This window comes from Mammaliicoccus lentus (genome assembly GCF_947036595.1).
In the GTDB taxonomy this organism is placed as follows: Bacteria; Bacillota; Bacilli; order Staphylococcales; family Staphylococcaceae; genus Mammaliicoccus; species Mammaliicoccus lentus.
Genome location: NZ_OX344834.1, coordinates 181,875 through 194,634, shown reverse-complemented (window position 1 = coordinate 194,634; position 12,760 = coordinate 181,875). Strand labels below are relative to the sequence as shown.

The window sequence follows — 12,760 nt, the reverse complement described above, 5'->3', positions numbered from 1 at the left end:
CAAATACTTTTAAATCATCATTAGAAATGCCTAAAAAGTATAATGAGGTGTATAAATGGAATTAAGAATACTAAAATACTTTGTCACCATAGCTAAAGAAGAGAATATTACAAGAGCCGCGAATTCATTACATGTTACTCAACCTACCTTATCTCGACAAATTAAAAAATTAGAAGAAGAACTAGGTGTATCTTTATTTAAGAGAAGCAATCACAATATACATTTAACAGAAGAAGGACAACTTTTTAAAAAGAGGGCCGAAGAATTACTAGCTATGTCACAAAAAATGCAAGATGAATTTAAAGTGATAGATAAACAAGTAGAAGGCGATATTTATTTAGGATGTGGCGAGACGAAAGGTATGCAATTTATTGCTCAAATCTTTAAAAATATACAAACTACCTACCCGAATATCAATTTACACATATACAGTGGTAATGCTGATGATATTGCAAATAGATTAGATAAAGGTTTATTAGATTTCGGTATCCTTATACAACCTGCTAATTTAACAAAATATAAAGCATTAACATTACCTTCATACGATAAATGGGGAGCAGTCGCTAAAAGAAATAGTCAATTAGCAAAAAACAAAACCGTAACTAAAGACGATTTGATAGACTTACCATTATTATGTTCTAGACAAGCAATCGATCCAACTATCGTTAATAATGAATTTACCGGATGGTTTGGAGATATGTTCGACCAATTAAATATTGTATCTACTTTTAACTTAGCTTATAACGCCGGACTGATGGTTAAAGAAAACGTAGGATATGCATTAACTTTAGACAGCATCATCAATACATCAGAAGAAAGTGACTTATGCTTCATACCATTCGAACCAGAACTTATAGCAAAACATAACATCGTATGGAGAAAAGACCATAGTTTCTCCAAAGCCGCACAAGTATTTCTTGATAAGGCAAAAGAGCTTGAAACGACTTTTTAAAGTTATTTCAAGCTCTTTTTATCTATACTTTATTTTGTGATTTTTACTTTCCCTACTGAATTGTCTTTACTTTTTGCTGCTACTTCAAATTTTAAACCATGGTTCGGCACTAAGACGCCTGCGTCTTCTTGACCTTTATTTGAATAGTCTTGGCTATCATCGAATAATGGATTTTTCTTCGTTTTATTATCGTGTAGTTCGTATCCTTCTTCATTTTTTAATTTTAATTTTGGTTGGTGATCTAAGCTAAATGCTGCATCTCTAATTTGGAATTGCGTTGCTGCCGGGTCATCTTTGAGACCTTTTTTCTTCCAGTTTAATGTGTTTTGATCTGCATCCACTATACTTATAAATCCTTGTCCTGGATGGTCTTTTACATTATTATCAGAAAAGCTTTTATCTACGTACCAAACTGTTAATCCGGCATTATAAGCCATCGTTCCGCCACCGCGTTTAATGTTCTTTAATCCTTTGTCTGGTCCAGTATAGTTTCTCCATTGTAATAAGTAATAATTTTCATCGTAGCGATTTCCATCACTTTGGGTAAATCCTTGTAGTTCAAAATCAGATTCACTTTCTGCATCATCATTTAATATTTCTTTTCCATCTTTTGATGTTACTTTAATTTGGTCGATAAACCAGCCTGGATATGTTTCATATTTATCTGTAACGTATGAGAAGCGCAGTTTAATCTTTTTACCATCGTATTTAGATAAATCGAATTTAGCATCTTTATACTCGTTAGATTTACCGTCTATACCGTTACCTTGGTTTTGTCCGCTTCCTTCTGGATCATCATTGTTTGTTATATTGCCTTTAATATTCTCCCAATTTTCACCGTTGTCTGTTGATACTTGTACGTAACCATAATCAAACCCTTGTTCAATATCGTACCAAGTTTTGAAGTTTAACTCGCTTGTCTTAGCTGAAGTTAAGTCTAAATCTGTTTCCATCGAATATTGTGTATCATCTTTCGCGCCACTCCAATATGCTTGCTTACCTTGTACAGGTTTTTGGAGCAGAGTTGATTTGTCAGGAAGATTAACTTTTATTGCGTCGTTATTCGTACCTTTCGTTGCTGCTTCATCTATTAACTCTGAAGTTTCACCTTTAAATTCACTTGCATTAATTTCACTTCCCGTTTGCCAATTACCACCGTGTTGTTCTTGCAACATTTCTTTCATATATGGATCAAACCCAGTAGGTTCTGTTCCTGGTATTGCACCAGCCCAACTGCCTGAAGACATAATTGACCAGAATGATACCGGCTCACCTTTACCTGTATATTCTGTGTCATATTCGTCTGGTAATCCTAAGTCATGTCCGTATTCATGGGAAAATACGCCGGCTGCCCCATCTTCTGGTTGTATCGTATAATCAATAGCTGCTAATTTACCATCAAATTGGTCTAATCCTGAATTAGTTCCTGGTATTGTATAAGGCTCACCTTTTTCATCAAAATCAAGCGACCATCTATGTGACCAAATTGCATCTGTTCCAAGTTTACCACCACCTGATTCTTCACCTGGACCAGAGTGCACAATCATAATATGATCGACAATTCCATCTTTTTCGTCATACACTCCATCGCCATCTATATCATCACGATCCCATTGGTCATAATCACTTAAATCGATACTAGGGTCTTTTGCTGCTTGTTCCAATGCTTCTTGCACTAATTCTTTCGGTTTACTATCGCTACCACCTTCGTCTGGTGCGTTACCCCCATAATAACTAGCTGGGTGTTTTGCTTTATACCAACCGTGTACTTGACCATCTATATCATAGCTGCCACCTGATTTATTTTGATAATATTGCTTCATGCTCATCAAGTTTTTACCATTTGGGCCTTTATATCCTTTCTCTCCAAACACCATATCTTGAAAATGAGAAACAGGGTATTCGTCATAATACATATCTGTTTCATCTTTTGTAATAGAGCTATTTGGATAATCTGGAAATTCCATTGCTATAACTAATACTTTATCTTTACGAACTTTACCAGTATATTTTTCTTCTTGAACTTTATCTACTCGTTTACCATTATTCTTTTTCTTATACATTTCTTTTTCATTTTTGTTCAATTGACCTAAACGTTTACCATTATTACCTTTTTTATAGCGCTTATCAAAAAGTCCTTTATTAGGTATGTATTTTTGATGATATTGTTCTCCTTTACCATCCATATATCGTTTTAATCTTTCTTCTTTTTCTTCAGGCGTATTCGTAGATTCAATAACACCTTCTTGTTCTAAAGTTTCAAGTAAACGATCTTCATTTGGTGCGACTTGGTTAGCAGAAGCGCCTTGTGATAAAAAAGGAAGTGCTATTATTGTGCTTAAAGAAACACATGTTAATTTTTTAAACCATGAATTCACTAAAAATCCCCCTTATTTGTGTAATATAAACATATTATATACAATAATCCATAAAATAGTAATGAAAAATTCAAATAATTCAAATAATTATTTTTAGTATATAAAAATAATACACCTCCATATTAATTCGTTATTATACGAAAAATATGGAGGTGCTTTTATAGATTAAAATTCGATTTTTATTCCACTATAAATTGATGTGCTTTTAAATCTCTCACAGCATTATCTAGAATCTTTTCAGTATGCGCTGAAATCGTATGCAAATGTACATTGTCCGTTAAATGAGCTAACATTTGTCCTTCAAATTTATTCATTGCATGTATAAACTTATCTAAATCGTCTTGTGTTTCTATCATTAAGTTTGCTTTTATATTCCCATACACAGGATGATCAATTGCTACATCATCAATCATGGCCCCGTTATCTATAATTAATTGTAGTTCTTCTTCCATTCTTTCATTGTTATGCTGGCATACAATAACACGTTTATACGCTTTACCTTGAGGCGTATTATTAATCACATATCCTCTGCTTGTAGAATTAATAATATGTTCTTGAGATTTGAGAATAGAGATATCTTTCACAATAATTTGTCGTGAAACACCAAATTGTTGGCTCAACTGTTTACCACTAATTGGCTCATTTGTTGATTCGAGTAACTGCAGAATTGCTTTCCTGCGATTAAAGGGATTATTCATGTCGCTAGTCTCCTCTTAAGATTGTTTTTAAATGTACAAAGCAATTATCTATATCTGCTTTTGTCGTATATTTACTAATTGAAAAACGAATATATTGGTCATACGTCTTTTCTGCTATTGTATCTATTTTAACTTGTAAACCGTCACTTAACAATGCTCCGTGACCACAAGCTGTACCTGTCGATATACATATATTTCTATTAGATAAGTATTGCATAATATATTGCCCTTCAAACTTTGGAGAAAGTAAAGCTAAAATATGAGGTGCTTCCTCATTGTATACTATGGGTGTAAACCTTAATTCGACAGCTTGATTCAATAAATATTGCTTCATTTTCTTCATATGATTAATATCATCATCAATCGATAATGCTTTTGTCATGGCTACAATACTTGGTGAATCTATCGTGCCATTTTGTGTATTCATCTCATGAAAGTAATAATCATTTAATGGTTTTACATATTCGTGGTTTATTAACAAGCTACCCGAGCCCTTAGTTCCGTGAAATTTATGACTAGAAAAAGCATATGAAGTAAACAATTGTACGTTTATATCTTCTAATTTATGAACAGCTTGAACGCCATCAACATGTATAGGAATATGATTTTCCATTGCAATGTTACTCAAATCATTTATCGGCAAAATATACCCAGTCTCTGAATTCACATGTTGTGTAATAATAAGAACAACTTCATCCGTTACCAGTTTTGTTGTTTTCTCCACATCAATTTCTCCGTTACCGTCTAAAGGCAAGTCTAAAATTTCGAATTTCGACTTATACAGTTCTAATGCAGCATGTATAGAAGGATGCTCGTATGGTGATACAAGTATTGTTCCTCTTTCTTGATATTCTAAATAACTACGTATTGCAATTTCATTTGCATGAGAACCGCTTCTTGTAAAAATAACTTCCTTATCAGTTTCAAAATATTTTTTAATATATTGTTTACATGATTCTAATAACTGATTTGTATGTTGTCCACCTATATGTAAACTCTCTCCATTATAAAACGCTTCTCTTTGAACATCTTGATACACACTTAACACTTCATTATCAGGTATCGTAGTTGATGCATTATCTAAATAAATCATTTCAAAACTCCCCTTGTTATTTATCTTTACATGTGTCAATATAATGTATATAAAATATAACATATATGTAAAGTAAGGTGTAAACTTGAGAAAAGTTATAGTGATAGGTTCAGGAATTGCTGCATTATCAGCCATTAAAGCCTTAGGTCCAAATGTCCAAATTCATTGTATTACGAAAGATAAACTTAATATGCATAATAGCAATTTAGCTCAAGGCGGTATTTGTTTTTCAAAATATGAAAATGATTATGGGAACGCACATATACAAGATACATATACTGCTGGAAATGAATTAGGTGATTTAAGCATCATCCAATCAATGATTCAACAAAGCCATAACATTATCCAAGAGATGATAGATGATGGCTTAAATTTTGATAAAAAATCCGAACAAACTTCTTTAGATTTTGCTATGGAAGGTGCTCATTCGAAAGCACGTATTCTACACATAGGAGGCGATCAAACAGGTTTTTATATTACTAAATATCTCATTCAACATTTACCGTCAGAAAATTTAACTATTTACGAAGAAACTGAAGTGATTGACTTATTAAGAGACGTTTCACATGAAATATCCGGTGTCGTTGCGCTTGATAAGCATGACAACAAATTAGAAATCATCGCTCATGACGTGATTTTAGCTACTGGTGGTTACAGTAACTTGTTTCCTATCAATTCTAGCGCGTCTCAAACAATAAACTCAGGTCATATAGTTGCATATCATAGCAACATCCATCTAAGACATATGGAAATGATACAATTTCACCCGACTTTACTAGGCACTAACAACGAAACATATGGCTTAGTTTCAGAAGCAGTAAGAGGGCACGGCGGTATATTAGTCAATGAAATTGGTCACGAGTTTATGAACGACTTACATCCGCTTAGTAGTTTAGCACCACGAGATGTGACGAGTAGAGCTATTTTCCAGCAACAAAAAGAAGGTCACCAATGTTATATCAACATAAAACATATTGACCACTTCACTACTAGATTTCCAACGATATATAAAAATCTAGTTAAACATTTTCCGGATGCATATCATAATCAATTGATACCTGTTTCTCCAGGTGCACACTATACAATGGGTGGCGTTAAAGCGCATTTAGACGGTACAACTGAAGAACCACACTTCTATGCTATTGGTGAAGCCTGCAATACAAATTTTCATGGTGCTAATCGATTAGCTAGCAATTCACTTTTAGAAGGTCTTGTTATGGGAAACCTTTGTGGAAGAAAAATAAAAAATACTCCAATAAGAGAAATACAAAGCATTCAACTATGTAGGTTACAAATACCTCTCATTACAGCACAAGATTTTCATGCGTTACGAAATCAAAGTTTTGAAGTATTAGGTATAGAACGTAATGGTCAAAATATTCAACGCTACTTAAAAGATATTCAACTTTGTCTTAGAAATTCAATGGTTACAGATGAATGGAATAAAGAAAATTGGCAAAGGTATGTAGAAATAAAAACTTTAGAAATGGTAAGTTTATCAGCTTTAAATAGAAATGAATCTAGAGGTGTTCATTTTAGAACGGATTACCCGCATAGCCAACCTCAATTACAAACTATTGATATAGAAATCACAATGGAGGATAAATTTCATGCTAAACAAGTTGTATGTCCAAGAAAAGCTCAAACAATTTTACCTTGAGGATAATCATTATGGTGATTTATCTTCAAGTGTTTTTGATTTAAATCAAAAAGGTGAATTAACTCTTATCAGTAAAGCTCAAGGTATTTTTTGTGGAGAAACAATCATTCAAGAAAGCTTTAAACTAATTGAAAGCAATGTTCATACGAATATATTAGTTAAAGACGGTGAAATTGTAGAAAAAGGACAAAAAATCGCAATTATAAAAGGTTCTATCACAACTTTACTTACGATGGAACGCATCACTTTAAACTTAATACAACGCATGTCAGGCATTGCCACATCAACTCATCACATCGTACAAAAAGTTCAAGATACAAACGTTAAAATAGTTGATACAAGAAAGACAACACCGAGTCTCGGTATGTTTGAAAAACATGCTGTTCACGTGGGCGGTGGATACAATCATCGTCGAACTTTAAATGATGGATTGATGTTAAAAGATAATCATATTAGTTTTAGCGAATCTATACAAGACCTCGTGTCAAAAGCAAAGCAACTAGTCGGTCCAATGGATAAAATAGAAATCGAAATAGAAGATATAGATTCATTACAAGAAGCAATTAAAGCAGAGGTAGATATCATTATGTTTGATAATTGCAAACCTGAATGGATAGCACAGCATATTCAAGATGTACCTAGTCATATTAAGACGGAAGCTTCTGGAAACATCAATATTGATAATGTTCTAGAATATGCTCAAACAGGTGTTCATTATATTTCGATAGGTTCTTTATTTTACAATCAACAAGCATTAGACATTTCAGCAAAGGTGGTTATTTAATTGTTTAATCCTACAATAGAAAAAGCACAGTCTATACCAGATCAATATTTAAATATGACAACCGAACAACTAGAAGAGAAAATACGAACAATCAAAGCTAAATTAGGTGACCAATTATTTATGCCAACACACCATTACCAAAAAGATGAAGTCGCACAGTTTGCAGATATAATGGGAGATTCTTTAGAACTAGCAAGAATATGTAAAGAAAATACAAAAGCTAAATACTTTGTATTTAACGGTGTACATTTTATGGCTGAGACTGCAGACATACTAACGCACGATAATCAAAATATATATTTACCAGATTTATCTGCAGGTTGTTCAATGGCAGATATGGCAAATATCGACCAGGCATTATATGGCTATGAAGTATTAACACAGCGTTTAGGTGATAACATTTTACCTCTTACTTACGTTAACTCTACAGCAGCTATTAAAAAATTTGTAGGAGAAAATGGTGGTTCTTGTGTGACAAGTGGCAATGCTGATAGCGTTATAGAGTGGGCATTGGACCAAGGTAAGCGTATTTTATTTTTACCTGATCAACATTTAGGTCGCAATACAGCATATAAACTAGGAATAAAACTTGAAGAAATGGCAGTTTGGGACCCTATTCAAAAGGTATTAGATTATGATGGCAATGAAGATGATATTAGAATTATATTGTGGAAAGGTCATTGTTCCGTTCACGAAAAATTTTATCCAATACACATTGAACAAGCACGTAAAAAAGATCCAAATGTAAATGTCATCGTACACCCTGAATGTCAATTCGACATTGTTCAAATGGCAGACTACGCGGGGTCTACTAAATATATTATCGACAAGATTAAAAACGCTCCAAAAGGCTCTAATTGGGTAATAGGAACTGAAATGAATCTCGTTAACCGTTTAAAAACAACATATACTGATATCACCATAAACTCACTTAACCCACTTATGTGTTCATGCTTAACGATGAATAGAATCGACTTACCACATCTAGCATGGTGCCTAGACAAAATACAACAAGGTCATCTTGAAAACATCATTAAAGTTGATGAAGAAACGGCATATTATGCAAAGCAGTCATTAGAACGTATGCTAAGTATCGTTTAAGATTTAACTCATATATACAGGGTATAGTTACAGTGAGGTGATAGAAATGGATAAAACTGAAATCCAAGATAAAATTGAAAACATTTTAAATCAATCACGAGTAGGTGTATTATCTACAGCTCATAATAACGTACCAAACAGTCGTTACATGATGTTTTATAACGACGATTTGACACTATATACAAAAACAAGCAAAGAAACGACAAAAGTTGAAGAATTCAGGGATAATCCGAAAGCACATGTATTACTAGGATATAATGAAACAACGAACCATAGCTTTTTAGAAATAGATGCTGACGCAGAAATTATAGAAGATCAAGAAACAATAGATTGGTTATGGCAAAACCAAGATAAAACATTCTTTGATTCTAAAAAAGATCCAGATTTATGCGTTATAAAGATTAAACCTAAAACTATAAAACTTATGAATGATGACGATGTAGAGACACCACAGGTTATCACTCTATAATAAAGCTTTTATATTAAATAAAACCTGAAAAATCTTTTAAGATTTTTCAGGTTTTTTATTACTAATCACTTCAAGTAACTACGTGTCACAATAATGTTTAACAAGTATAGAAATAATATATGACCCACTATCCAAATAACATGTTCATTTAAGCTATATTGAAATATATCCCTTTCTGACATTTTTATAAGAATTGGATATAAAACAGTAAATATAATAAAGAGAGTTGTTAAAAAAATAATTTTCAATTTATTGAAATTAACGTAAATAACAATAGTGATAATTACTATTATTAAAGTAGTTAAAAAATGATAACTCAATTCTTCTATTAAAGTTATATTTTGATAATTTCTTACAAAATCTACGTTTAATAACAAGTCAGCAGTATGGTAATTTGTTATTAAATCAATAATTACGAATAAAAAATACGTAATACATGTAAGTATTAAACTGATAAATAATGGCATTATAATTAAACGTGCTTTACCCATTCATACATCTCCGATACACAAAACAAAATTTTAAATCATTAGACATTGAGCCTTTTACTACTCTGCTTATTATATTGATTTATTCTTTTCGGCCTCACACTTTTATACCATTTTAAACACATTAAAAATATAATAAAGAGTTCTATTACATCTCCACCATAGTACATGACCATTGCGCCTTTTTCTGCTTGATTCGTCTCTACCCCTGAAGGAGGATAAGGATAAAATGACTTAGATAATATTTGGTGCAAAGTGACTGAAATCATCATAACAATAGCCCTGTAACGAAATGAATAAGGATTTCGTACTGGATCTATATATAGCATGATAGACGTAAATAAGTATCCTGCTAGAAAAATATGAATATGAACTAAATAATAAATTAAAGCAGAATGATGCATGTACATGAATAAATCAGTCCTATACAATAACCATAAACCGCCAGTATTTAAGACAAGTGCTGTTACTGGATGCATTATAAATTTGACGTAACCAGTATTCATAAACGAAGTTAACTTTCTCGCGCTTTTTGTAGGTAATGATTTTAATAACAACGTTATCGGAGCTGCAAGCACCATTAAAAGGGGTGCTAACATTCCTAATAGTATATGCCCATACATGTGGTTAACAAAATGATGATGCATTAAACTCGCCATTGGTTCAATCATTACAATTGAACCACTACAAACACCAATTACCCATAAACATGTTCTATAAAATGGCCAACTTCGTTCTTTCAATGCCATTCCAATATACGAACCAATTAAGGATAACGCTATGATAATAATAGGCAAAGAATTAAGAATTATCATGCTTTATCATCTCTCTTTTTCGAGACATTAAATACCCAACGATAATCATTAAAGAACCTGTAACAATCCAAACTATATCATAAGTAATGACATTATCTACGTAGCGAATTTGGTGCATTCTCAAAATTTTATGATTAATAATGCCGTCATATACCTGGAATGTGCCCATTCCCATTAATACTCGACCAATCCAAAATATCCAATTCGTGCTGAATTTCCGTCTCGCATCTGCCAATAAAAACAAACCAAAAATAATAAAAAATCCACACATTGCGTTTAACACACCATCAGAAAATAAGCCTACTTCTCTCGTCATTTGATCATAAAAATGATGCCACTGTAAAAACTGATGAAAAACCATTTCGTCTATAAAACCCGCTAAACCAAAGCCAAACATAAGTCCGGACCACCTATGTTTTTTATCGTAAAGTTGGCGTTCATTATGCATCAAAATACCCCCTCGAAAATAGCTCTTATTCTAACAAATACCCTCATATGTTTAGCGTAATCTCTCTCTATTTTAAGAATACTCATCTAAACCATTCGAATTGCTGTACAGGGAACTGTACAATAAAGTGAATGATATATAAATCGGTAAGGTAGTTAATTTTTATACATAGTTATTCGGATAATATTATTTATACTCATAACTTTTATCATTTAACATTTACACTCAAAGGGTATATATTTACTATAAACAGCTTCTGATTCAACATATTTGTATCTTCATTAAAGTGTGCAAACATATTTTTAGGAGGGGACGGGTATGACAAATGAAACAATCACAATACATACGAAACAAGATATCGTCGATTATGTAAATGAGCGAAAAACAACAAAACGTACGTCACTACTACTTATTATAGTATTAGGGACTATTTTTTTAGACGCTTACGATTTAACGATTTTAGGTACAGCTACTGATCAGCTTACAGAAGAATTTAATTTATCCGCAACATATTTATCTTTTGTTATGACTGCTATGCCTTTTGGTGCTTTAATTGGTGCAGCTATTGGTGGTTTTTATGCTGATAAATTGGGCCGCAAGCTTATTCTATCCATTTCATTAATCTCCTTAATTATAGGCGCTCTCGGTGCAGCGTTATCGCCTACCCCATTCATATTACTCTGTTTCAGATTATTGATGGGATTTGCAATCGGTATGGACAGCCCTGTTGCTTTCACATTCATTGCAGAAATCAGTAATAAAAAGGATAAAGGTCGTAACGTCAATTATTGGCAAGTTGTCTGGTATATTGCAGTGGTATCATCTGCACTGATTGTGATTCTGCTATATGAATTAGGTACTGGCACTTGGTTATGGCGTTATTCAGTAGGTCTTGGTGCTGTATTTGCAACGATTATACTTGTTTTGAGACTCTTTTATTTAAGTGAAAGCCCTACTTGGTCGATGAAAAACAAAACACTTACTCAAGCTACAAGAGAACTTGAAAAGAACTACAATATTAAAGTGAAACTTGAACCGAATAAAGGTGAAGATGAATCTTACCGTAAAACAGAAGTAAAACATCCTTTAAGAACATTATTCAACAAACGTTATCGTAAAAGAACAATATTAGCGACTTCAATAGCTACATTGCAAGGGATGCAGTATTATGCAATTGGATTATATATTCCTTTAATTGCTATATACATTATTGGTGACAATAAAATTGAATCATTATCAGGTACAGCTTTGATTAACGTTGCTGGTATCATTGGTGGTTTAGTAGGTGCATTACTTACAACTAAATACGGCGCACGCAAACTAACGATGATTGGTTTTAGTATTGTAGGTTGTTCAATGTTAGTCATCGGATTCTTTTACGGACACACATATACATGGTTAATTGCACTCATGGTAGCATTCTTCCTATTCGGTCATGCAGGTGGTCCAGGCACACAAGGTAAAGCAATTGGAGCCTTATCTTATCCGACTATTTTAAGAGGTAAAGGTACCGGATTTGTTGAATCAGTTAGTCGATTCGGCAGTATGTTTGGAACATTTATATTCCCAATTATTTTAGCTAACTTCGGACTAAATAATACAATGCTATTTTTAGCCGCTGTGCCTATACTTGGTTTAATTATTACTACTGTTATTAAGTGGGAGCCAGTTGGTAAAGATGTAGAACATGAAGACCAATATATTGAAAAAATATAATAACAAAAGGGAGCGGGACAGAAATCTCATTTTAATAAATAGATTTCGTAGTCCCGCCCCGGCAAGGATGACTAGGGTTGGAAAAAACTTGATATAAGCGCATTTTCAATCCAGTCAGCTACTGCCATTATAATAAAAGAGGCTGAGACATGTATTTA

The 12,760-nt window shown here is 32.8% G+C and carries 12 protein-coding genes; 6 read left to right on the top strand and 6 right to left on the bottom strand.

What is annotated here, in order from left to right:
- Positions 1 to 55: 55 nt before the first annotated feature.
- A complete protein-coding gene (locus ACNMOQ_RS00870) occupies positions 56 to 952 on the top strand; it encodes a LysR family transcriptional regulator (protein WP_416350115.1) in 897 nt (298 codons plus the stop codon).
- Between the two features lie 29 nt (positions 953 to 981).
- Here ACNMOQ_RS00870 and ACNMOQ_RS00865 read toward each other — a convergent pair whose 3' ends face one another.
- The 3 genes from ACNMOQ_RS00865 to ACNMOQ_RS00855 form a co-directional block, all read right to left on the bottom strand.
- Positions 982 to 3,330: an immune inhibitor A domain-containing protein gene (locus tag ACNMOQ_RS00865; protein WP_416350114.1), complete on the bottom strand. Its 2,349-nt coding sequence runs from the start codon at positions 3,328 to 3,330 to the stop codon at positions 982 to 984.
- Positions 3,331 to 3,509: 179 nt separating this feature from the next.
- The gene (locus ACNMOQ_RS00860) at positions 3,510 to 4,028 is read right to left on the bottom strand and encodes a transcription repressor NadR (protein WP_103269222.1); all 519 of its coding nucleotides are present in this window, start codon (positions 4,026 to 4,028) and stop codon (positions 3,510 to 3,512) included.
- 4 nt (positions 4,029 to 4,032) lie between these two features.
- On the bottom strand, positions 4,033 to 5,121 hold the full coding sequence (locus ACNMOQ_RS00855) for a cysteine desulfurase family protein (RefSeq protein ID WP_416350113.1): 1,089 nt from the start codon (positions 5,119 to 5,121) through the stop codon (positions 4,033 to 4,035).
- Between the two features lie 85 nt (positions 5,122 to 5,206).
- Here ACNMOQ_RS00855 and ACNMOQ_RS00850 point away from each other — a divergent pair, with 85 nt between their 5' ends.
- From ACNMOQ_RS00850 to ACNMOQ_RS00835, 4 genes are read left to right on the top strand one after another with little or no spacing between them, the layout of a single operon-like run.
- Positions 5,207 to 6,781, top strand: coding sequence for an L-aspartate oxidase (locus ACNMOQ_RS00850; RefSeq protein ID WP_416350112.1), 1,575 nt, complete (start codon positions 5,207 to 5,209; stop codon positions 6,779 to 6,781).
- A complete protein-coding gene (nadC, locus tag ACNMOQ_RS00845) occupies positions 6,732 to 7,565 on the top strand; it encodes a carboxylating nicotinate-nucleotide diphosphorylase (RefSeq protein ID WP_416350111.1) in 834 nt (277 codons plus the stop codon). Before ACNMOQ_RS00850 ends, nadC begins: the two co-directional genes overlap by 50 nt.
- Complete coding sequence (nadA, locus tag ACNMOQ_RS00840) at positions 7,566 to 8,666, top strand: quinolinate synthase NadA (RefSeq protein ID WP_282862130.1); 1,101 nt, start codon at positions 7,566 to 7,568, stop codon at positions 8,664 to 8,666.
- Between the two features lie 46 nt (positions 8,667 to 8,712).
- Positions 8,713 to 9,135 (top strand): pyridoxamine 5'-phosphate oxidase family protein, encoded by a 423-nt coding sequence (locus ACNMOQ_RS00835; protein ID WP_416350110.1) that lies wholly within the window; start codon positions 8,713 to 8,715, stop codon positions 9,133 to 9,135.
- A gap of 65 nt (positions 9,136 to 9,200) precedes the next feature.
- Here the strand turns inward: ACNMOQ_RS00835 and ACNMOQ_RS00830 are convergent, their stop codons facing one another.
- The 3 genes from ACNMOQ_RS00830 to ACNMOQ_RS00820 are packed head-to-tail and all read right to left on the bottom strand — an operon-like array spanning position 9,201 to position 10,886.
- Entirely contained in the window at positions 9,201 to 9,626 is a 426-nt protein-coding gene (locus ACNMOQ_RS00830) for a hypothetical protein (protein WP_416350109.1), read from the bottom strand.
- Positions 9,627 to 9,664: 38 nt separating this feature from the next.
- Entirely contained in the window at positions 9,665 to 10,438 is a 774-nt protein-coding gene (locus ACNMOQ_RS00825; RefSeq protein ID WP_416350108.1) for a cytochrome c oxidase assembly protein, read from the bottom strand.
- On the bottom strand, positions 10,425 to 10,886 hold the full coding sequence (locus tag ACNMOQ_RS00820) for a DUF2243 domain-containing protein (RefSeq protein ID WP_017000043.1): 462 nt from the start codon (positions 10,884 to 10,886) through the stop codon (positions 10,425 to 10,427). The genes ACNMOQ_RS00825 and ACNMOQ_RS00820 overlap by 14 nt, the downstream gene beginning before the upstream one ends.
- A gap of 318 nt (positions 10,887 to 11,204) precedes the next feature.
- Between ACNMOQ_RS00820 and ACNMOQ_RS00815 the strand changes: the two genes are divergently transcribed.
- A complete protein-coding gene (locus ACNMOQ_RS00815) occupies positions 11,205 to 12,602 on the top strand; it encodes an MFS transporter (RefSeq protein ID WP_135022327.1) in 1,398 nt (465 codons plus the stop codon).
- Positions 12,603 to 12,760: the final 158 nt, after the last annotated feature.